Below are 22,265 nucleotides of genomic sequence, written 5' to 3' on the forward strand. Positions count from 1 at the left end.
TCTAAATAAATTGAGCAAAAGTGTAAAGCGTCATCGAGCAAAAACCGTCAACTAAATTCTAGCGGTTACATACGTGTAAGTGAATTGGTATTGGAATCTTCTCGCATGATAAGTTATTTATTCTTCACGGATGTTCTTGATACCATGTAGTGTTATTGTTTCGTCCATTTCGCACTCCGACCAAGACCGGATGGGGCAATGATCCCCTCGTCACGTAAGTCACGCAATACGCGATTGATTGTCGCCTCACTGATGTCGGGACAAGCCTTCCTTACGTCTGCTTTCGTGAACGGTGTGATTCGTCCTTCAACGAAACGACGAATCCGATTGTTCTTGTTCTGACTACCCGTCGTGACCAATCCGACGCAATCTTCAAGCTCCTTATAAGCAGCAAGAATCGTGCTCAGCAAGTAGTTGATCCATGGAAACGGATCTTGTTGGTTTTGGTGCCAACGCACGGAAGAGAGACGGAGTGACTCATAATAATCTTCCTTCCGCGATTCGACGATCTTCTCAAGACTGATGTAGCGTCCGACCTCGAAGCCATACTGATAGAGCAGTAAGAGGGTCAACAATCGTACCATTCGACCATTCCCGTCATTGAACGGATGAATGGATAGGAAATCGAGGACGAACAAGCTCGTCAGGATGAGCGGGTCGACGTCCTCTTGTTGCCGACGCTCTCGTAGGCTGTCGCATAACGCCTGCATCGCTGCCGGTGTCTCGAACGCAGGGACGGGGATGAAGCGAGTCCGGCGCGTGCCATCCGGGAACGTCTCACTAATCTCGTTATCGACGTTCTTCCACCGCCCACCTTCGACGGGGACGAACTTATAGAGTTCCTTGTGGAGTTGCAACAGAATATTCGCATTGACCGGGATGTCCTGGGCTGAAGCGTTGATCAGGTTAAGTACGTCGCGGTAACCAGCAATCTCTGCTTCTGAACGGTCGGCAGGGTCGGCTGACTTTGACATGATGGTCTGAAGACGACTTTCCGTGACGATGATTCCTTCGATCGCATTCGAGGCTTTCGTCGACTGGATGACGGCGACATCGCGTAAGGTGTTAAGGATTTGAGGCGCTTGCTGTTTATAGAGATCCTGTTTGCCTTTATACTCATTGATCCGTCCAATCAAGCGGACGGTCTCCATCGGCAGGGCGAGCTCTTTGAGATAGGTATATGTATAGTCGCGCATTCGTCGAACTCCCTTCGCAAAATAGATCACTTTAGATTAAATATACTCATTTTTATATTATTTGACTATGTTTAAACTCATTATAATGTATTTAAAGTCGTTCAAACACATATAAACATAGTCAAATTATCATATTTAGACTATGTTTATTTATTTATGACCATGATTACTTGTCAATCCGAAAGTCGGACAATCCTGACTGATTTGAACGGAACAATCCTGACATGGAAAGCGTCTCGTCGATTGTTTTCAAGTTTTCACCAGTTTTTGAATTCATTCAAATTCACTGAGCTGAAATCAATCGTTTCAGTTTTTCTTCTGTACCGGATTCCTCGACAGGTGTATAGATGCTACATCGCAAGTCGTCTTCTCCCTGCACTTGAAGAGAGGTCAGGTCGAATAGCATCTTGCCAACTTTTCCATGACGGAATTCAATCAGGATTTCCGGAGCCTTACTGACCTGACTCTCCATCCAGAGTGATTTGAATTCAGGATACGTATTACTCATCTCCTGTATGAAGGACGTATACCATTCATCACCAGAGTATTGACCGTAGTATGTACGGAAAATGGACAAGAATCCTTTGGCGAAGTGTTCCCAATTCCCGGCAAGTACTTTAAATTCTTTCTGTGAGAACAAGAGGCGAATGAGGTTACGTTGTGATTCTGGAATGGTCGCAAAATCTACGAACACATGGGCCGCTGCAGGATTCCAGCCGACGATATGGCAGTAACGATCCGTAATGATCGTCGGACACGTCGTCAAGGCAGAGAGAATTTTTTCGAGTGACGGACTGATAGTCATAGGGGAAGCTTGAATTTTCATACTGACGACCTGCGTCCCTAATGCTAAATCGTTCAAATATTCGTGTTCATCCCTGTTTAAACATAACGCCTGGGCGATACAGTCTAAGACGCTTCTAGATACCTTAATATCTCTTCCTTGTTCTAACCAGGTGTACCATGTCGTACTGACTCCTGCTAATTGAGCAACTTCCTCTCTTCTCAAGCCAGGCGTTCTCCTTCTTGATCCAGGCGGTAGCCCCACTGATTCCGGTTTGAGCTGTGCTCTTTTCGTCTTCAAAAAATAGGATAGAGCTTCTAATCGATTCGAGTCGTCCATATACGTTCCTCCTGATTTCTCTCCATCCAAGTAACAATTATAATAGGATAAATGAACACTTGTAATAGGATATATGACACGTATGATTATCTCATACTATTACAAGGAGTGAAGAAAAATGGAGCGTGTAGTAATTACAGGAATGGGTGTCGTCTCACCAATCGGAAACGATGTGGAGTCCTTTTGGAATAATATGATTGCTGGAAATTCAGGCATCACGGAAATCGATACGTTTGATACGACTGATTTCAAAGTAAAGATTGCAGGGAGTGTAAAAAACTTTGATGCGGAAAAGGCGATTGGTAAAAAAGCCTCTCGTAACCTGGATCGCTTCGTTCAGTTCGCATTAGCGGCTGCTGACCAAGCCTGGAACGATTCTAAACTAGGAGAATCTGATCTGGATCGGGAAAGACTCGCTGTGTATGTGGGATCAGGTGTAGGAGGAATTGAAACGTTGATTGACGGTGTTCATGCTTTACACCAAAAAGGTCCGAGAAGGGTCAGCCCGAGTCTCGTACCTTCGATGATGTCTAACGCAGCAGCCGCTCAGATTAGCATCAAGTGGCAAGCGATGGGACATTCCATGTCACCTGTATCCGCGTGTGCGATCGGAAACACGGCTATTGGTGAAGCATATCGACTCATTCGAATGGGAGAGGCTGATGCTGCATTCGCTGGTGGAACGGAAGCGGGCATCACGGAATTGTCCATAGCAAGCTTCGGTAATGCGACGGCATTATCTACACGAAACGAGTCACCTGCTCAAGCGAGTCGCCCTTTTGACGCGACACGCGATGGTTTCGTGATGTCGGAGGGTGCAGGAATCTTGATCCTAGAATCGTTATCACATGCAAAGCAACGAGGTGCGTCCATCTATGCGGAAGTCGTCGGATACGGGGCAAGTTCAGATGCCTATCATATAGTGGCGACCCATCCAGAGGGTCAGGGAGCCTACCTCGCCATGAAGCGTGCCGTTCAACAGGCAGGGATCGAGACGAAGGACATCGATGTGATCAGTGCCCATGCGACGAGTACGATCGTCGGCGATCAGTCCGAGACACGTGCGATTAAAAAATTGTTTGAGGAACATGCACACACACTCCCGGTGACGGCGAACAAATCAATGTTGGGTCACATGCTCGGTGCTGCCGGTGGAGCGGAAGCAATCGCGCTTGCGAAATGTTTACAGGAAGGAATCATTCCACCGACGATTAATCTTGAAGTTGATGATCCTATGTGTGATCTGGATTACGTAACAGAAGGAGCTCGCTCGATGGAGATGCAGTATGGACTATCTAATTCTTTTGGATTTGGTGGTCATAACGCCGCTATCGTCTTGAAAAAATATATGGATTAAGCATCAGAGTTCGGGTTCGGACAAGAGAACTTAATGAGTAAATACTTTCTGAAAATAGATTGTATATATTTCGATATAGAAATGTATACAATCTTTTTTTGTATCCAGTTCTTATTAAATGTTAGCGATTCGGGAACCTTCAGCATTACTGTATCGTCATTCATCCAACGATTCGTGACACGTTCTATCTTTTTTATCACAACGCGAGTCATCAGTTTAATCAGATTCCACAACTTTCGAAATGCGCTTTCACGATCTTGACAAATTCTTTGGAAAGAGGCGTCATTTTGTCTGAGGACTTGACAATTAATCCGAGATGTCTCACTACAGGAGGATGTAAGGATAACAAATGAACATGAGTCTCTCGTTTAGAAACTGCAAGGTTTGGCATAATACTAATACCTAATTTTCCTTTCACCATAGACAGTACAGTTTCATTCTCCTTGCTACTATAAGAGGTATGTAATGAAAGACCAGCTTTACGACATTCATCCTCGATAAGGACTTCACATCCAGAACGTAACATGATGAATGATTCCTCTTTAAAATCAGCTATCGTAACAGTATCTTTTTCTATAAAAGGGTGTCCATCATATACGACAGCAGACAAAGGATCTTGTGTCAGTGCTATACTCTCGAAACCCTTAACTGGTAATGCTGTGAAACCGAAATCCACAGTACCTTCCTCCACCCACTTTTCAATATCATCGTAGCCACCCTCATATAACACCAATTCAACATTCTGGAACCGTTCTTTGAATATAGAAAACAGGATCGGTATAAATGCAGCAGTAAAGCTCGGAAAACTCCCAACAGCAATCTTTCCTAATTCTAATCCTTGTAAAGAAGAAACTTTTTGCTCTATATGAGCCATATTTGTCACAATATTACGTATGTGTGGAATAATGTATTCCCCTGCAGTAGTTAACGATGTACCACCTCGTCCTCGATTCAAAAGTGTTACTCCTAGTTCAGATTCCAGTGTTGTAATGTTATGACTTACTCCAGATTGTGTCAGTCCAATCTTTTGACCTGCTTTCGTAAAACTACTACATTCTACTACGTTTAAAAGCACTTCTAGTTGAAATAAATTCAATGTACTTCACATCCTTTTCTACATTTTACATGAGAGATACAAATAATTAGAATGAAAAACATTCATTTTACTTATTTTATTTTTACAAATACACTAAAAACAGACAGATTGAATCAAAAAAATAAAAGAATTGGAGAGTGGATGTATTGATGAATCAGAAGTATGAAAAGATCCTTTCACCTTATACGCTTTCAAATGGAGTAACTTTGGCGAATCGAGTCGTTGTTGCACCGATGACCACTTATTCAGGAAATATAGATGGAAGTGTCTCTTCCGAAGAATTGGACTATTACAGCAGAAGAGCACAAGGACCAGCTATGTTTATTACCGCGGCTGCAACCATATCATCACTCGGAACTAGTTTTCCTCGTCAAATGAAAGCATATGGGGAAAACAATGTACCAGGTCTTACGCAGTTGGCAAATAAAATAAAAGAAAAGGGAGCAAAAGCAATCCTTCAGCTTCATCATGGAGGAAGCGAAAGTCTCATCGGATACATAAGTGAAAGGCGAATGGTAAGCCCGAGTGGTATCGTGGCATGCCTTTACAAGGATTCAAGTGATGATTACGTTCCTCGTGCGTTAGAACACGAAGAAATCCTATCTACTATTCAGGATTTTGGACGAGCAACGGAGATGGCTATACGTGCAGGGTTTGATGGTGTGGAAATTCATGGAGCCAATGGATATCTGATTCAACAATTTCTTTCGGGATATTCCAATCTTCGAACAGATATGTGGGGAGGAACATTAGAAAAACGGATGTCTTTCCCGTTAGCTGTTATTGAAGAAGTAAAACGAGCCCGAGATCAATATGCGAACAAAAATTTTATTATTGGATATCGCTTCTCACCAGAAGAACCAGAAAAGGATGGTTTGAATATGGAGGAAACGATCACTTTTGTAGATCAATTGTCTAATCAAGGCTTATCGTACTTACATCTTTCAGTCAAAAACGTTTGGTCCATGCCTCGAAGTGGTTCGAATCAAACAAAAACAAGAGCAGAGATTTTTCGTGATGTAATTGCAGATAGAACAAGTTTTCTGTCACTCGGTTCTATATACACACCAGATGATGCCTTGGACGTATTAGAACAAGGCATCCCTTTGTTCGGATTAGGAAGAGAGTTATTAATGGAGCCTGATTGGGTTTCAAAACTAAAAGCAGGAAGAGAAGGAGAAATTCACACGACCTTGTCACGCGATGATCAACAAATGCTCTCCATTCCGGATGAAATGTGGAAAAATATTCTTACGCGTGATGGATTGCCTATAAAATGATAATTAGATAATTATATGTTGAGTTTTTCTGAGTAAAGAGGGGGAAATGATCGCGAATACACTAATGCGAGGTTGTACATTTGGTGCTACCGATAGAGCGAAGGCGATTGGGCTTGCTAAGATTTTACAACAAAAACTCATTTCACTAACGAATAGTCTGAAGTAATGTGTAGAATTAGCAGCAGGACAGCCACTCAGTGTAAACTTGTCGCATTGCAATAAGTTAAAAAATAAAAAAATAGGATTACGTGTTGTTTTTTAGAGAAGTCGACGGTAAACTCCAAATCATTTAAATTGTAGCGATCGTTAAACGGGATAAAGATGAAATTTATAAAATGGCTGAACAACGATTAGACGGATAATTAAGAAAAGGATCAACGCGCAGATACTTGAAGGTATCTATACGTTGATTCTTTTTGTCGTGTTTTTTGTCAAAGTGTGCACGCAGTTATTTTGTCTTTTTTACGTATGAAAGGACTATTAAAAATATATTGATAAAAGATGAGTTTATAGACGTCAACATTATAATTGATCCACTAGATTCAGTTTTGTGAAAGAATAATCATTACTGTATAAATAACGCTTGTTAAATAGACATAATCAAAAACTCATACGCTTACTTGTATATGAGCAATAAATGCTTTATTTATAAATATCACGACGATACTCTATCTCAAGAATCAAGATCACGACTTTTCCATCTTGAATGTCAGCAATCAGACAATAGTCGCCGATGCGATACCGCCATTTACCTTAGTGATTCGATATGAGTCCTTTACCATGACGACACGGATTATCCGTTCCAACAAGGTTCTTCTTGATCCAGGACATGATGATCCGCGCCTTTTGGGGGATTCATCTTCTTGAGAGACCTTTGAGCTCCGCGCTCAAATTCTACTGTATATGCTGTCATCCTAAATCAAGTTCCTTCATCATGTCGTCGAAAGAAAGAGATTACTTCTGATTTTTTACGGTGTGCTGACATAGAATCATGATAGAGTTGTAAATCGATTTCGCCTTCGATGCGGTCGAGGACGGCATCACGAACAAGTGTTGAAATCGTAATGTTCTTTGCCTTCGCATATTCCTTGATGAGTCGTGCATCCTCTTCATCCAGACGTATAGAAATGGTACTCATAACTATCAGCTCCTTTGTAATACATTGAAATACAAATTGAGGTTCTAGTATATAGAATTGGTCGATAATCTTGAATAATGACTCCTTGAAGAGCTGAAATTCGAATTGTAAATGTTTCAGATGGGTACGATTAAATCTAAAAAAGTGGATGAAATTATGTTCAAATTGAAGTAAACATAGTCATTTGTCTTTTTTTGACCATGTTTAGGGAGGCGATGATCATGATATGTTCTTTCATTCTCCTCGTTTCCGACAACAGGATATGCATCCAAACGCTACTCCGTATCGATTACAGAAAGACAAAAAGTATTTTAAATTGAAGAAAAATCAAGGTACGGATCTGTTTAAAGCATCCGTACCTTGATTTGTTTTTGTTATATGTATTGGCTTATATCAAGATGTCATTGAGTTCGACAGAGAAAATTTCAGTACGATACGTAAACTGATATTGTTATTTCATCTGTCTGTTTTTTATGGAATGTATCAAAAATATAGTTCTCTCACTGAAGTAACTTTTGGTATTTATATCCTTTCAAAAGATCAGCTTCACCTTTAAAGGACCATTCCTCTATTTTAGAATCTGGATGTAATTTAAAATAATGATCGAGGATATCGTGTCCTAAATTGTAGTTACTCCAGCGGGGGATGTCTTTTTGAGGACTACCGCCTACAAGGTCCTCGTAAGTAGCTTCACCAGTTTGAATCAACTTTGCGACATGTTTGATTGTCGTATCATCCATGGGTTCATCCCACGGGGCCTTCACATTTTTTAAGACTCGATCAGCAAAAGCATCTGCTTTTCCCTCAACAATGACCGAATCGAGTAATTTATTCATCTAATATTCTGGTCTATCTTGAAGGATTAAATGATAGTATTCATGTGCAACGGTATAGGCGAGAGCATCCTTATCGAAATCTTCCGCCAGATAGAGCACGACCGCATCTTTGTACGTTCCTGCTGCTACTCCACCCATCGGTTCGGTCATCGTCGTATATTCCGAGTTGATCGGTACGATGAAAATCGTACTCTTTTTCTTTGGAAGGACTTTATGCGCAGCAGTGTAGTTTTTTGTGATGATTTTTTTAATCTCGTCTTGTCGTTCTTCCAGAGCATCGATTCGATCAAGCAGTGCTTGCTGATAAGCAGTCGATTGCATCATGAAGAAACCTTTTAAAGAAGTAGTATCAAAATCTTCTTTTCACCCGTTTTATCGATATCGCTAAGGACATATTGTACGTAATTTTTTTTACTCATTTCAGTATCATTATCTTTGAGTGAAGCATTTAAGTATTTTGATAGGGTGAATAAAGAGGTACGATATTTACTTCACCGTCATTGTTGATTTCAATGGACTCGGATTTGTATTTTTCGCTTTGCCTCTCTTCCGAGCATGCAGTTAAAACAAGTAATGGAACACATAACAAAGGTCCAAATATTCTTTTCAAAATATGATCATCCCTTCAACACATACATGAATAACCTGGAAGATTATTTAAAAAATAAATAATCACTAAAATAAAGATAGCATCCCTTCTCTTTACAGTCAAAATATGTAATTTTAGAATAAGAAATGCTGTTTATTTATTCCCTACACGTAATAATTGAAGAGACTAAAACTAGTACTAAGGATTAGTAATTAATTTCTTAAAATTAAAGAAACCCGCCATTATTTTCTTTAGCACAGTTTCACTTTTATTTTGTTGCCTCTGCTTCATACTTTTCTAAAAATTCATCAACAGAGACCTTTTCATTTACTTCACTCGTTGATTTACTCGAGGAAATGGTGTGGGACGGTCCTTTTAAATCATCTGGACTTGATTGGATTTCGAGCACTAATGTATCACCTAAACCCGTTTCAAGCCCACTTCCGAAGCTAAAAGTTCGTGTTACATAAGCTTCAGCATAATTTCGTTGATTTTCGGAGTACACTTTTACGTTAGAAATCTTATAACTAAATGAATGTAGCTGTTGTTTATCCACTTTTGTACTAGATAGAAAAATTAATACAGCCTCGTCGCGAGAAGATAATCTCGATTGATTGGTGTGTGCCAACGGCGTATTGTTTAAAAAATCCGCTTTTTGTTGTTCTAGGACTTTCGTGAAAAAAGTGAAGGCTTGCTCCTTTGAAATCGCGCTTTCAGATTTTTCCTGTGAAATATTAGAAGTTGCTATTGCGTTACTGATCAAAAAACCAGAAGATAGAAGTACACCTAAAGAGAGTGATAATAAAATAGTTTTCTTCAATATCAAAACCTCTTTCTGTTGTATGGATAATGTTACTATATAACAAAAAAAGCCAATAAAGGAAAGGTTGAAAAAGATGGGTAAATCGAATTCTAAGAAAAAGAACAGAAAGAAAATAGTCCTGATCTGTTTCGGAACGCTAGCCATCATCGTACTACTCATGCCGATCCTATCACCGGTTCTGTTTACGGATGCTTCGCCGAGAGGTGCTCTAAGACACGAACTTTATAAAGAAGGCTATTTCTATCAAAGTTACTTTGCAATCATTACGGAACAAGATCCACAAGCGGAGCGCTACCATATGTTTTGGTACCATTGGAAAAGTGAAACAGGCGGAACTCCTTTTGTCTGTTATTCGAAGAAGGTGAGTGAAGAAAAGTATGCGGTCTCTTGTGGTACAGGTCCATGACCCTATTTTTCGGAGAAAAATCTTACATAAGAAAAGTAGATACATCATGCGAAATAGGAGTGCAGACTGGTGCGATGGAAGCGTACATAGTGCTGCACTCCTTTTGTAAAAAAGAAGATATAAAAGAAAAAATCATACATAGAAAATTTTTCAATGAAACTTATTAAAGGAAAATATCGTAATTAATAGTTGTATAATAACTTCATGAAATAAACATATTCAAAGAATACATATGTCGGAGGAGACGTCGATGGTGGTACCGTTTCTTGGTCTTGGTGTCGGGATATTCTTGTTGACGTTAGGCATCTATTTTATCCGCTCAAAGCATGCGAAAAAGACACCGCTAGCGGGACATGGGGATAGCGTCGACACGGTGGATTCATTCGTACTCAGTATCATTCTGTCAATTGGCGTCATCTTATTTTGTTCGTTGACCGTCAGACATTATGGTTACGTCTGTGTCTTAGGTGGACTGTTCATACTATACATGGTCAGCGCAGCATGGTGAGACCTATAAGAATGTAGAAGGTAAGATAAAAGGAGCACAAATCATGATTCAATTAGTAAAACAAATCGGCGATCGTGTTCATCACATCGTCTTTCACCAAGAGGGGCGCACTTTATTCTGCCGGGAAGGTGTTGCCCGAAAAGAGCAAGCAGTCGATAGCGAGGACATGATGGAAAGGAATGAAGAGTCCGCAACGAAGCGGATCGTCTTCAAGAATCCGTTCCTTGCGTATCGGCAGAAAAAAACGTGGGTTCGTGAAAAATTAGACAATGGATACATCCGGTCACCTTTTGCTCTGTCTGAAGCGATGGATTTTCGAGCCGACCGACGAATCATAAAGTTGCGTATTTTTAGCGCTTTATTGATCATGTTCAGTGGATTACTGACGCTGACAGGTAGCTTACCGATTCCAGGATATGTGACATTCGTTGTTCTGACTCTGTTCTGGCCGCGTGATTTCGAAGGAAAATCAGCACGTGCTCGCTTCTATTTTTGGTCTGGTGGACTCTTCTTATTCGCGTTAGCGGGCTCATCAAAAAACTATTTATCACCAATCAATCTCTCGATTAACGGAGCGGTCTGTCTCATCTCAGGATTCATTCTCCTGTTGTATGCGTCAGAGCAATTACAGGAACTTGCGACGAAAGGAATCACATATCATGACGAATCAACAAACGAAGGTGATTGAACTCAAGCGCGACAATGGTCAAGCGACCGACTACTGGGTCAGTTACCGGATGGGGCGCACGCTGTATCAGGTATCCGTGCAAGAACAAGCCGATGGTCAAACGGATGAAGGGGAGGTCGTCAAAGAACGTTTTCCGTTTTATTTCGGGATGAAGAAACGAATGCTTGAGTTAGCGGAAGCGAAAGAAGCCCTTGGTTTTCGACCGTTGACTGAAGCGGAGAAAGCAACGCCCGTCATCGAGGAAGAGGAAGCGCAGCTCGATCCTGCTTTCTTTAAGCCTGCGATCCGATACGCCTGGTTGATGCTCGGTCTCGGCATTCTGCTCTTCCTTCTTCCTTCGCCGATCCTGAACGGACTTGCGTTCGGACTCGGCTTATACGTCTGGTATGAGACATTCGGGCAGCCAGGAATGCCGCGCAGCTATCAACGGTATTTCCACGGGATGCTCGCGGGATTGACGATCTTACAGGTGCTATCAGCGTTAGAGTTCGAGCGCGTCGCGCAACCGTACTATGCGACGATTTCTGTGATTTCTGCGATCGTACTAGTGCTGCTCGTCGTTCAGCACCGCTTGAAAGAGACCGATCAAATCGGTCAGGAGGAAAGTATTCGGGTTAGGAAAATGAAAGACATCGATCTCGATCGTTTAGATGATTGAACACGATTAAAAAGAATCGTTGGATGAACGAAAGCAGGCAGAGATTCGCCTGCTTTTTTCTTTGTGTTGAAACAAGTCTATTTGTTTAGTAAAATGAGTTCACATTTTACTACTGTTCAGAGGAGTGAGGAAACATGGCAAGTATTCGAGAGGTGGCAAAATTAGCTGGTGTGTCGATTGCGACGGTTTCGCGTGTGTTGAATGCGGATGAAAAGTTATCAGTCAGTCCAGAAACCAGAGATAAGGTATTGCAAACGGCAAAACAACTGAACTATAGTCCGCGGCAAAAAAAATCGTATAACCAGCGGATTGCGACCGTCGGCTTAGTGACGACGGTCAACGAAATACAAGAAATCGATGATCCTTATTTCAGGGCAATTCGTCGCGGCATCGAAAGTGAAGCGGAACGCCAAAAAGTAAGTGTCAACAAAATTATTCGTCTATCTGAGAAAAAGACGGACCTCGAAGGATTGAATCATCTAGGTGCGATTTTAGTACTAGGTACCGTTGCGCCAGACATGCTAGAAGTCTTATATCAAAAAAATCCGAACATCATCGTGATTGACGATTCCCAAGCAGATGCACGGTTTGATGCCGTCTATTCTGATTTTAAAAGTGCGACGATTGCGAGTCTCGAGCACTTTTATGAGCTCGGTCATCGACAGATCGCGTTCATCGGTGGTCATCGTGTCATCATGAATCAGAACGGTGAGTCGTTCATGAGTGAAGAAGAGGATCGCTATCAGACGTACGTCTCTTGGATGAAACAAAAAGAATTGTCTGAGCATATACACGGTCTGCTTGGGGAATGGAAGACACTCGAAGGACTTCGTCTAGGGGAGCAGCTGGCTGAACATCAGGATGTCACCGCGGTACTCGTTGCCAGTGATCCGATGGCAGTCGGTGTGTACCGGGCATTCCAGCGAAACGGTCATCAGATACCGGAAGACATCTCCATCTCGAGCTTTGATGATATCGAAATCGCTGAATTTTTAACACCTTCCTTAACGACGGTGAAGGTTGAAACAGAAGAATTAGGAAAGTTCGCTATCAAAATGGCTTTGGAACGAATTCGTGGCGAACGTCATCTGCCCATCCGTCTCATGATTCCCGCGCAACTGATCAAACGAGAAAGTGTATCTCCTAAAAATTGAAAATAGTGTTGACAAAGTGTTTACTAAACTTTAAGTTATAGATATGTTTAGTAAACGCTTTTTTATTTTGCCTCAAAATGAAAGCGTCATCAATTGAGGGGGTTGGGTTTTGGAACTGATTCATGTTAACGAAACAGAAGGTATATTTCACTTAACAAATCGTCATTACAGCTATATCCTTCGGATCGAAGAAGGACAGGTCGTCGCCCAGGAGTATTTCGGTCAACCCATCAAAACGTATCATGGAGCACGAAAATACCCACGGATTGATCGATCGTTTTCACCTAACTTTCCGGATGCTACGGATCGATTGTTCTCGCTCGATACGCTACTGCAAGAGTATCCCGGTTATGGGACGGGGGATTATCGTTCACCAGCGCAACAGATCAAACACGAAGATGGGTCAGATGTAACAGACTTTCGCTATCGCTCATATGAGCGAATCAACGGAAAACCGAAGCTGGATGGTCTTCCCGCCACCTATATCGAAATGGAGGAAGAGGCGCAGACACTCGTTTTGATATTAGAAGATGCAAAGGAAGAACTCGAGTTGCGTCTAGCATATACCGTCTTTCGAGATCGACCGATCTTATCGCGATCCGTCCAGTTGCATAACGTCGGTACGAAAACACATGACATCCAAAAACTGATGAGTCTGTCACTGGATCTCCCGTCTCAAGAATTAGAATGTCTGACGTTGAATGGTACGTGGGGGCGTGAGCGGATGATGGAACGAGAGACGATTACACGAGGCATTAAAGTGTTTGACAGTAAACGTGGTTCGAGTAGCCACCAAATGAATCCGTTTCTTGCGATCGTCTCACCGGAGGCGACGGAGTACAGCGGGGAAGTCGTCGGGTTCAGCTTGGTCTATAGCGGGAGTCATCAAATGACGGTCGAGAAGGATCCGTATGGACAGACGCGGATTCAACTCGGGATCAATCCATTCGGTTTCCAGTGGCAACTGAATCCAGGCGAGTGTTTTCAAGCGCCCGAAGTCAACATCTCCTACAGCCAACACGGCATGATGCAGATGTCACAAGCCTTTCACGCACTGTATCGCGAGCGCTTGGCGCGAGGAAACTTCCGTGACGCTGATCGTCCGGTTCTGATCAATAACTGGGAAGCGACGTACTTTGATTTTGATGAAACGAAAATCAAGCAAATCATGGAGGAGAGCGCGGCTCTTGGCATCGAATTGTTCGTGCTGGATGACGGCTGGTTCGGACGACGAGATGACGATTATTCCTCACTCGGAGATTGGTTCGAATATCAAGAAAAGATACCGAACGGGCTGAAACATCTCGCGGATCATGCCCATGCTCAAAAGATGCAATTCGGATTATGGTTCGAGCCGGAAATGATTTCAAGAAACAGTCAACTTTTCAGAGATCATCCGGACTGGACGATACATATTCCAGGTCGTGGACGATCCAAAGGACGAGATCAGTACGTCCTGGATTTCAGTCGAAAAGAGGTGCGAGACAATATCATCGAACAGATGACAGCTGTACTTGACGAAGTCGAGATTGATTACATCAAATGGGACTTCAACCGGAACGTCACGGAAGTCTTTTCGACCGCGTTACCAAGCGAGTTGCAAGGCGAACTGTTGCATCGCTATGTACTCGGACTCTATGAAGTACTGGAGTTCTTGACTGCGCGTTATCCGCATATCCTGTTCGAGAGTTGTTCCGGCGGTGGCGGTCGTTTTGATCCCGGGATGTTGTATTACATGCCGCAAACATGGACGAGTGACAACACGGATGCCGTCGCGCGTCTGAAGATCCAGCACGGAACGAGCATGATCTATCCAATCTCGTCGATGGGCGCACACGTCTCTGCGGTCCCGAACCATCAAACGCATCGCAAGACGAGTCTTGAAATGCGAGGTCACGTTGCGATGGCGGGTGTATTCGGATATGAACTTGATGCGACACGGTTATCGGAACAGGAGAAGGCGATCGTCAAACAGCAAATCGCGTTTTACAAAACGCATCGGCGTACACTTCAATACGGAACGTTTTATCGGTTGGAGAGTGCGTTCACGAGCAATCATCCAGCTTGGATGTTCGTCTCACAGGAGCAAGATGAGATCATCGTCTGTGATGTCACCGTCTTGAGTGAAGCTGCGGCACCGATTCGGACATTGAAATTGAGCGGTCTCGATCCTCAAGCGATCTACGAACTAGAAGGAGCTCGTTACGGCGGAGATGAGCTCATGTACGTTGGGTTATATGTGCCACCAACCGTCAACGGAGATTTTGACAGCCGGTTATATGTCTTGAAAAAAATACAAGAGCATTCAGGAGGCAATCATGATGAATAAGTCGATGAAATTAGGAATGGCAGGCATTCTCTCGTCTTCGTTATTGTTTGGAGCAGGCTGTACGATGGGAGCGAATTCGGATCAGACCGAGATTGAGTTCTTTTCACAAAAAGTCGAGATGAAAGCAACGTTAGATCAAATCATCAAGGATTTCGAGAAGAAGAATCCCGACATCGATGTGAAGCTGACGAGCGTCAGCAATGCCGGTACCGTTTTAAAAACGCGGATTGCTGGTGGTGACGTCCCGGACATCGTTCATACCTATCCACAAAACGCGGATTTCAAAGGGTGGGCAGCAGACGGGAAGTTCGTTGATTTATCGAAGGAGTCGTTTTTAGGAAATCTCAAGGACGGTGCTGCCGAGTCGTATGCTGTTGATGGGAAAGTCTACTCGTTACCGCTGAACTCGAACGCTTGGGGCTTCTTCTACAATAAGACGAAATTCGATGAGCTCGGTCTACAGCCACCTAAAACGTGGGATGAGATGAAGGAAGTCGTCGCAAAAATCAAAGACGCGGGCGAGACACCATTTGCGAGCGCATTGACGACAGAGGACTCGTGGACAGTGAACGGATATCATCAACTTGCCTGGGCGACGGTCACAGGTGGATTCGAACAAACACAGGATGCACTCAAGAACAGCCCGAAAAATGGCATCAAAGTCGGAGATCCGAACTTTGAAGCAGTCGCGGACGAACTGAGTCTCGTCAGTGGAAATACGCAAAAGAATGCGAACGGTGCTTCGTATAGCGATGCGGTCGCTGTATTTGCGAATCAAGACGCGTTGATCTTCCCGAACGGCATCTGGGCACTTCCAGTCATTCGGGACCAACAGCCTGATTTCGAAGTCAGTATGTTCGCATACCCGGGAAAACAAGCGGGAGAAGAGATGACGGTCGGAGCAGCCGACTTGGCGTTATCCGTCTCAGCGTCAGGATCGAAAAAAGAGCAGGCAGCTTCGAAGAAGTTCTTGTCGTACTTAACGGAAGGGGACGTCATGCAGAAATACTATGATAAGGATGGCTCACCAACGTCCGTCAAAGCCGTGAAAGCAGACGGATCCTTCAAAGAAACAAAAGCCGTCTCGGATCTCGTCTTCTCGGATAAACAAATCATCTGGTTGCATTCCGAGTGGCCGTCGGAAGAAGAGTTTTGGCATTTGACGGTGGATTATATGAACAAAGGGGATAAGAAGAAGCTTTCGAATGATCTCAACACGTTCTTCAATGAAATGAAATAATCGAAAGGGAGTTGCCTCCATGAAAGAAAAAGGATTCGTCAACCGCTACTGGCCCTATCTCTTCATCATCGTGCCGCTCTTACTTCAAATCATATTTTTCTTCATTCCCTTGGTTCAAGGTGTCATCTTCAGCTTCACCGACTGGACAGGGCTGACTAGCTCCTATCACTTCATCGGAATTGATAATTATATCTCGATTTTATCAGACACACGTTTCCGGGATAGCATCGGCTTTACATTACTCTTTACGATTGGTCTCGTCGCTGGTCAAATCGTACTCGGCATCGCGATTGCTAAATTATTGAACCGTAAGATCAAAGGAGTCGGGCTGTTTCGGACAGCCTACTTCTTTCCTGCTGTCATCAGCACCGTCACGCTCGGCTTGATTTTTAAGCAGTTCTTCAACTACGGTCTCGTACCGCTCGGTGAATACTTACAGATTGAATGGCTGTCGCAAAGCTTGATCGCAAACGAAGGAACTGCCTTCTGGGGTCTACTCTTCGTTGCGCTTTGGCAAGGGGTCGCGATTCCTGTCGTCATCTTCTTAGCGAATCTCCAAAGCATTCCGAACGAGATTCGTGAAGCGGCGTCCATTGACGGAGCAAATGCATGGCAGACATTTAAAAAAATTGAACTACCTTTCCTATCGCCAGCGATCAGCATCGTCTTGATCCTTGCCATGAAGGCGGGTTTGACTGCGTTTGATTTAATCTACGCGTTAACGGGTGGAGGACCAAGTGGCTCGACGACATCCCTCGGACTACTCGTCTACAACTATGCGTTCAAAAATAACCAGTTCGGTTATGCCAGTGCGATTGCGATCGTACTGTTCATCATCATCGCGATCGTTTCGGTCATTCAAATCAATTCGTCCAAACGGTTCGAAGTTTAAGGAGGGCATCATGAAAAAAGATCGCATTCATATTCCGACCTATCTATTTTTATCCATCGGACTCGTATTGATTGCACTACCGATGTATCTGACGATTTTAAATTCCTTCAAAGAAACGCGTCAAATCACCGGCGGTTTCTTTGAGTGGCCAGATCCATTCACGTTCAATAACTTCCAGCGTTTATGGGAGGATGGTGTCGTCCAGTACTTCGCGAACTCGATGCTCATCACGACTTCGGCGATTGCGTTAATCATCCTGATTGTACCGATGGCTGCTTTTGCGTTGGCACGTACGATGGATCGGAGCCGTGTGTTTCAAGGCATCTACATCTTTTTAATCATCGGGATTTTCGTTCCGTTTCAAGTCATCATGATTCCGATCACTTCGATGATGTCAGGACTCGGTTTATCTAGTAAATTCGGCTTGATCCTGTTGTATTTGACGTACGCGGTGCCACAATCGCTATTCCTTTACGCAGGATATGTAAAAACCGTCATTCCGAAAGAACTCGATGAAGCGGCAGCGATTGACGGGAGCGGGAAGTTCAATACGTACTTCAAGATCATCTTCCCGATGATGAAACCGATGCACGCGACTGTGTTGATCTTGAATGCACTCTGGATTTGGAACGATTTCCTCTTACCGTTGCTTCTGCTGAATCGCGATGAGTCAACTTGGACCTTACCTTTGTTTCAATTCAACTACCAAGGGCAGTACTTTAGTGATTTTGGTCCTTCGTTCGCGTCGTATGTGGTCGGTATCGTATCGATCCTCGTCGTGTATCTCTTTTTCCAGCGCCATATCATTGATGGGATGGCAAACGGATCAATTAAATAAGGAACTAGGGAAGCATGTATTTGACGCGTAAGTCGAATACATGCTTTTTGTATGAGGAAATAAAAGGAAAACAGAATTGGAATGAAGAATAGATTACCGTGTTATAGAAGCGAAACAACAAAACATTGAAAAGAGGAAAAAGAGACATGGAAGTACAGTGGAACGATAAGACTATCCTTGAACTCATACTCATCGTCTGGGTGATCGGAGCCATCGTCATCATCGTGAGTCAGGCGCGGAGTAAGAAAAGTTTGAAAGCGAGCTTGATTAGCGGAACGATCATCAATCTTCTTTATACGACGGGCATTTCATTACTGTGGTTTTACACGATCGCAGTCGATGGGATCAGTCAGGTGTTAGTCGTCTTTTTCTTCGTCGGCATCTTTACGGTCCTTGAGTTTCTGTTTGTGATCGTTCTTTTGATCGTCAAACGCAAAAAAACAACTGTTTCTTGAGGAGTGTAATTTCAGTATTTCAACGCTTATTTCGAGAATCATCCGAAATTCAAGCGGACGATAGAAGGATTAGAGGCGATATCGTGTTGAATCGGAATAGATCAAAGAAGGAATCGTTTTTATGTACGACGCAAGGACATCTTCTACATAGTAGTAAACGTGCTTTTTCGTAAAGGCTCTATTTACGAAGAAGCATTTTTTCAAGGATCTAGTTAAATTAAATTGAACTTATTGCTTTACATTTTTCTTCCAGTCCTTTACGCTACAATAAAGTTCAATAAAATTTAACTATTGGAGAGAGGGGAAGACGATTGAACAAGCAACTAGTCATCTTGCTACTTGGTAGAATTCTGATGAACATATCAGACAGCTTTTATATGATTGCCATCGTTTGGTTCGTCAAGACGACGACGAATTCGCCATTTCTGGTCGGATTAACGAGTACGATTGCTGTGTTACCTGTGACGCTTCAATTTTTGTACGGTCCGATCATTGATCGCTATTCGAAAAAGAAAATCCTCTTTTTCTCAGGCGTCGGGCAAGCCGTTTTGGTCGGAATCATCACCTTGCTTTATTTAAACGAGACACTCTGGATTCCATTGCTGTTCGTCATACTGTTTTTAGCGTTAACATTAGCGGAAATCTCGTATCCAACCGAAAATACACTCATCGAGCGGCTGGCATCAAAAGATCAGTTGACGAAGGTCAATTCGGTGTTCGCCTTTTCTTATCAAACGCTTGATTTGATTGCTGATGCGTTAGCAGGCATCGTGATTTTGTTTGTCGGCGTCGGAATCGTATTCGCTGCGAATAGTATCGTACTGCTAGGGATCGGGTTCTTATTTTTGCTCATACTCAAAGTACCATCTTCGAAAAAGGAACAACCCATTTCCTTACGAAACTTTTGGCAACAGTATAAGCATGACTTCAAGGAAGGGTTCTATGTCGTCCAAAAGCAAAAAAAGCTCTTGGCAATCGTATATGGCATCATCGGGATGAATTTTCTTGCGACGATGGGACTTGCGGTGTTACCGATCATTTCTGAGACATCAGCGGAGTATGGGTTTTGGTTAGCAGCGATTTCACTCGGAACGATGATCGGGACATTGGTATCAAGTCGTTTAGAGACATTTGCCCTCAATCGTGTCATACCGATTGCGGCGCTTCTATCCGGCCTTTTTTGGGTCAGTGCGTTTTTAGTGAAAGATGCCAGGGTACTACCCATCGTCTTATTTGGAATCGCTTGGATCGGAATTGGGGTGATTAGCATTTACCTGTATACGCTCATCCAAGTCAATCTTCCCTCGGACTATTTAGGAACAGGTTTTTCGTTTATCTCTTCTCTACTCGGATCCTTAAGTCCGCTCGGATATTTCGCGGGAGGCATGTTCGGAGAATGGTTTTCTAGTACGACGATCTTATTGATCTCTGGTATCGGCTATTTTGGCTTCGCTGGCTATTTCTTACTTCATCCGACACTTAGAGCGTTAACGACACCTGTCAGCACGAGATTCGAGAAGACTGCTGAAGAAAGAATAAAAGTCAATCAATAAATTCAAATAAAGTTAGTTTACATAATGAAGTAGGGGAAGGTACGCGTCTTCTTCTACTTTTTTTTGTAATTATGCAATCGATTGCATTCGTATGCCTGTTTAACATCCAGGAAAAGGAATCATATTTCTTGCAAAAAACTAGTTTTTATTTCACACGATTTATGCAAAAATAGAACACAACAAACTGCGAGAATTTTTAGAAAAGTGAATGACTAGACTATTCATCCTTTTGAGTAGAAGAGAGAAGTCATCGTTTTTCGAATTCTAAATAACTTATTTTTTGTAAGCCTGGAGGGGAACGTATGAAATTGTTGAAGATGTGGAACCAAATCAGTTTAGTGAAACAAATCGCGATTGGCTTAATCGTAGGGATTGTTTTAGCCGTCACGATTCCTGAAGTAGCGAGTTCTTTGACCATCTTTGGAACATTATTTGTTTCCTCACTAAAGGCAGTCGCGCCGATTTTGGTCTTTTTCCTAGTTATGGCTTCGATTGTGCAACACAAAAAAGGTCAGCAAACGAACATGAAATCCATCGTCTTCTTATATCTGCTCGGTACATTTTTAGCGGGTGCGATTGCGGTCGTCGTCAGTTTCTTGTTCCCGGTCACGATTACACTGTCAGAAGGCGCAGAGAAGCTGTCAGCTCCTGGGAACGCCATCGAAGTCCTTAAGAAACTTGTCTTGAACATGGTCGACAACCCCGTCAATGCGCTCATTCAAGCGAACTACATCGGAATCCTGACATGGGCGATCGTCTTAGGACTCGCATTAAAAAATGCTTCCGACACGACAAAAACGTTCATCTCGAATTTCTCAGATGGTATCGCTAAGATGGTCGGCTGGATCATCAAACTGGCACCCCTCGGAATCATGGGTCTCGTCATCGGTTCAGTCACAGAGAATGGACTTGGTTCTCTCGGTAAGTATGTAGGATTATTGGGCGTATTGATTGGTACGATGCTTATCGTCGCACTCATTGTTAATCCATTGATCGTATTCATCAACGTCCGTCAAAATCCATATCCGCTCGTCTTTAAATGTCTACGTGAAAGTGGCATCACGGCATTCTTCACACGTAGTTCGGCAGCGAACATCCCAGTCAACATGGAATTGTGTAAGAAGCTCGGTCTCGATAAAGAGACATACGGCATCTCGATTCCGCTCGGTGCCACGATCAACATGGCGGGGGCGGCGATTACGATTACGGTTCTGACACTTGCTGCCGTCAATACGCTCGGGATTCAAGTCGATATTCCGACAGCCATCATCTTGAGTGTACTCGCTGCGGTCTGTGCATGTGGAGCGTCAGGTGTCGCTGGCGGATCACTTCTCTTGATTCCACTTGCATGTAGCTTATTCGGAATTCCGAACGATGTCGCGATGCAAGTCGTTGCCGTTGGTTTCATCATTGGAGTGTTGCAAGATTCATTTGAAACAGGACTCAACTCTTCGACAGATGTTCTGTTCACAGCTACAGCGGAATATCGCAAACGCTTGAAAGAAGGCGAGCGTTTCTCAATCAATCGTCAGTCGATGAATGAAGAAGTAGCTGAAAAAGTCGTTAACGGCTGATCAGATGCGGCTATTATCGTCGTGATCTAAATCAGAAAAGGCATCCTTAGCTGAGGATGCCTTTTCTTATAGACAAATTAACCTTCTCCTAAAGCAACGTACTTTTTTAATTTCCCGTTGAAGCTGACTATCAGAATCTCATTTCTTTCTTTAGTAGAGTATAGGGCGGTACCCTTAGAGAGTTTCGTAGCAGTCCCATTATCAAAATCGTCTCTATCCGAACTTCTTCTTTTAATTTCTCCGACTTTTTCCTTCTGAGTGACTTCGGTTTTTTCTGCCCATGCTACATCTGATTGGTAGATCGTATCATTGAATTGAAAAATGTCTGCTTTAGAATCTTCGCTCAAAACTTCGAATGCCGTCGGTTTTTCACTAGTACTTTGCATTATCTCTTCATTATTGCAACCAACTAATATCCATACCGTCATAATCGAGAAAGCGCATAATAAAACGACTTTTTTCATGATATAACCTCTTTCCCGTTTTGTAAGTTATTGCATTTCGATACACGTTAACGTCAACTGCTCTTCAC

Annotated in this window: 20 protein-coding genes and 1 pseudogene; 14 read left to right on the top strand and 7 right to left on the bottom strand. The window is 43.0% G+C overall.

All coding sequences use genetic code 11. The features are described from left to right. Positions 1 to 152: 152 nt before the first annotated feature. Both KNQ08_RS03705 and KNQ08_RS03710 read right to left on the bottom strand, forming a co-directional pair. Positions 153 to 1,196, bottom strand: a complete 1,044-nt coding sequence (locus KNQ08_RS03705; RefSeq protein ID WP_251133613.1) for a Fic family protein — start codon at positions 1,194 to 1,196, stop codon at positions 153 to 155. Between the two features lie 283 nt (positions 1,197 to 1,479). Continuing rightward, positions 1,480 to 2,319 (bottom strand): helix-turn-helix transcriptional regulator, encoded by an 840-nt coding sequence (locus tag KNQ08_RS03710; RefSeq protein ID WP_214804770.1) that lies wholly within the window; start codon positions 2,317 to 2,319, stop codon positions 1,480 to 1,482. Positions 2,320 to 2,437: 118 nt separating this feature from the next. Between KNQ08_RS03710 and fabF the strand changes: the two genes are divergently transcribed. After that, entirely contained in the window at positions 2,438 to 3,676 is a 1,239-nt protein-coding gene (fabF, locus tag KNQ08_RS03715) for a beta-ketoacyl-ACP synthase II (protein ID WP_214804772.1), read from the top strand. A 220-nt stretch (positions 3,677 to 3,896) separates the two neighbouring features. On the opposite strand, the gene KNQ08_RS03720 is transcribed toward fabF, so the two are convergent. Then, positions 3,897 to 4,772 (bottom strand): LysR family transcriptional regulator, encoded by an 876-nt coding sequence (locus KNQ08_RS03720; protein ID WP_214804773.1) that lies wholly within the window; start codon positions 4,770 to 4,772, stop codon positions 3,897 to 3,899. A 149-nt stretch (positions 4,773 to 4,921) separates the two neighbouring features. On the opposite strand from KNQ08_RS03720, the gene KNQ08_RS03725 reads away from it, so the two are divergent. Beyond that, on the top strand, positions 4,922 to 6,052 hold the full coding sequence (locus tag KNQ08_RS03725) for an NADH-dependent flavin oxidoreductase (RefSeq protein WP_251133614.1): 1,131 nt from the start codon (positions 4,922 to 4,924) through the stop codon (positions 6,050 to 6,052). A 919-nt stretch (positions 6,053 to 6,971) separates the two neighbouring features. On the opposite strand, the gene relB is transcribed toward KNQ08_RS03725, so the two are convergent. The 3 genes and pseudogenes from relB to KNQ08_RS03740 all read right to left on the bottom strand — a co-directional run bounded on the left by relB (position 6,972) and on the right by KNQ08_RS03740 (position 9,435). Further along, complete coding sequence (gene relB, locus KNQ08_RS03730) at positions 6,972 to 7,190, bottom strand: type II toxin-antitoxin system RelB family antitoxin (RefSeq protein WP_251133615.1); 219 nt, start codon at positions 7,188 to 7,190, stop codon at positions 6,972 to 6,974. 500 nt (positions 7,191 to 7,690) lie between these two features. Continuing rightward, positions 7,691 to 8,350, bottom strand: a pseudogene (locus tag KNQ08_RS03735) (DUF2268 domain-containing putative Zn-dependent protease). A 533-nt stretch (positions 8,351 to 8,883) separates the two neighbouring features. After that, positions 8,884 to 9,435, bottom strand: coding sequence for a hypothetical protein (locus KNQ08_RS03740; RefSeq protein WP_214804774.1), 552 nt, complete (start codon positions 9,433 to 9,435; stop codon positions 8,884 to 8,886). Positions 9,436 to 9,511: 76 nt separating this feature from the next. On the opposite strand from KNQ08_RS03740, the gene KNQ08_RS03745 reads away from it, so the two are divergent. From KNQ08_RS03745 to sstT, 12 genes are all read left to right on the top strand, one after another. After that, positions 9,512 to 9,844 carry a hypothetical protein gene (locus KNQ08_RS03745; RefSeq protein WP_023468073.1) on the top strand — a complete coding sequence of 111 codons (333 nt, stop codon included), beginning with the start codon at positions 9,512 to 9,514 and terminating at the stop codon, positions 9,842 to 9,844. Between the two features lie 250 nt (positions 9,845 to 10,094). Then, complete coding sequence (locus tag KNQ08_RS03750) at positions 10,095 to 10,352, top strand: hypothetical protein (protein ID WP_214804775.1); 258 nt, start codon at positions 10,095 to 10,097, stop codon at positions 10,350 to 10,352. 43 nt (positions 10,353 to 10,395) lie between these two features. Further along, entirely contained in the window at positions 10,396 to 11,040 is a 645-nt protein-coding gene (locus KNQ08_RS03755; protein ID WP_214804776.1) for a hypothetical protein, read from the top strand. Then, positions 11,012 to 11,698 carry a hypothetical protein gene (locus tag KNQ08_RS03760; protein WP_214804777.1) on the top strand — a complete coding sequence of 229 codons (687 nt, stop codon included), beginning with the start codon at positions 11,012 to 11,014 and terminating at the stop codon, positions 11,696 to 11,698. The genes KNQ08_RS03755 and KNQ08_RS03760 overlap by 29 nt, the downstream gene beginning before the upstream one ends. A 134-nt stretch (positions 11,699 to 11,832) precedes the next feature. Beyond that, positions 11,833 to 12,852, top strand: coding sequence for a LacI family DNA-binding transcriptional regulator (locus tag KNQ08_RS03765; RefSeq protein WP_214804778.1), 1,020 nt, complete (start codon positions 11,833 to 11,835; stop codon positions 12,850 to 12,852). A gap of 115 nt (positions 12,853 to 12,967) precedes the next feature. Beyond that, positions 12,968 to 15,181: an alpha-galactosidase gene (locus KNQ08_RS03770; RefSeq protein ID WP_214805700.1), complete on the top strand. Its 2,214-nt coding sequence runs from the start codon at positions 12,968 to 12,970 to the stop codon at positions 15,179 to 15,181. Continuing rightward, positions 15,174 to 16,421, top strand: coding sequence for an extracellular solute-binding protein (locus tag KNQ08_RS03775; protein ID WP_069940528.1), 1,248 nt, complete (start codon positions 15,174 to 15,176; stop codon positions 16,419 to 16,421). The genes KNQ08_RS03770 and KNQ08_RS03775 overlap by 8 nt, the downstream gene beginning before the upstream one ends. 19 nt (positions 16,422 to 16,440) lie before the next feature. Next, positions 16,441 to 17,313 (top strand): carbohydrate ABC transporter permease, encoded by an 873-nt coding sequence (locus KNQ08_RS03780; protein ID WP_029341502.1) that lies wholly within the window; start codon positions 16,441 to 16,443, stop codon positions 17,311 to 17,313. Positions 17,314 to 17,323: 10 nt separating this feature from the next. Continuing rightward, positions 17,324 to 18,151, top strand: coding sequence for a carbohydrate ABC transporter permease (locus tag KNQ08_RS03785; RefSeq protein ID WP_058705285.1), 828 nt, complete (start codon positions 17,324 to 17,326; stop codon positions 18,149 to 18,151). Positions 18,152 to 18,297: 146 nt separating this feature from the next. Beyond that, a complete protein-coding gene (locus tag KNQ08_RS03790) occupies positions 18,298 to 18,606 on the top strand; it encodes a hypothetical protein (protein WP_214804780.1) in 309 nt (102 codons plus the stop codon). Positions 18,607 to 18,917: 311 nt separating this feature from the next. After that, positions 18,918 to 20,159 carry an MFS transporter gene (locus KNQ08_RS03795; protein WP_214804782.1) on the top strand — a complete coding sequence of 414 codons (1,242 nt, stop codon included), beginning with the start codon at positions 18,918 to 18,920 and terminating at the stop codon, positions 20,157 to 20,159. 302 nt (positions 20,160 to 20,461) lie between these two features. Continuing rightward, entirely contained in the window at positions 20,462 to 21,733 is a 1,272-nt protein-coding gene (gene sstT, locus KNQ08_RS03800) for a serine/threonine transporter SstT (protein WP_214804784.1), read from the top strand. 77 nt (positions 21,734 to 21,810) lie between these two features. Here sstT and KNQ08_RS03805 read toward each other — a convergent pair whose 3' ends face one another. Further along, a complete protein-coding gene (locus KNQ08_RS03805; protein WP_149427223.1) occupies positions 21,811 to 22,197 on the bottom strand; it encodes a hypothetical protein in 387 nt (128 codons plus the stop codon). Positions 22,198 to 22,265 lie beyond the last annotated feature (68 nt).

This window comes from Exiguobacterium sp. s46, assembly GCF_018618875.1.
Classification (GTDB): domain Bacteria; phylum Bacillota; class Bacilli; order Exiguobacteriales; family Exiguobacteriaceae; genus Exiguobacterium_A; species Exiguobacterium_A abrahamii.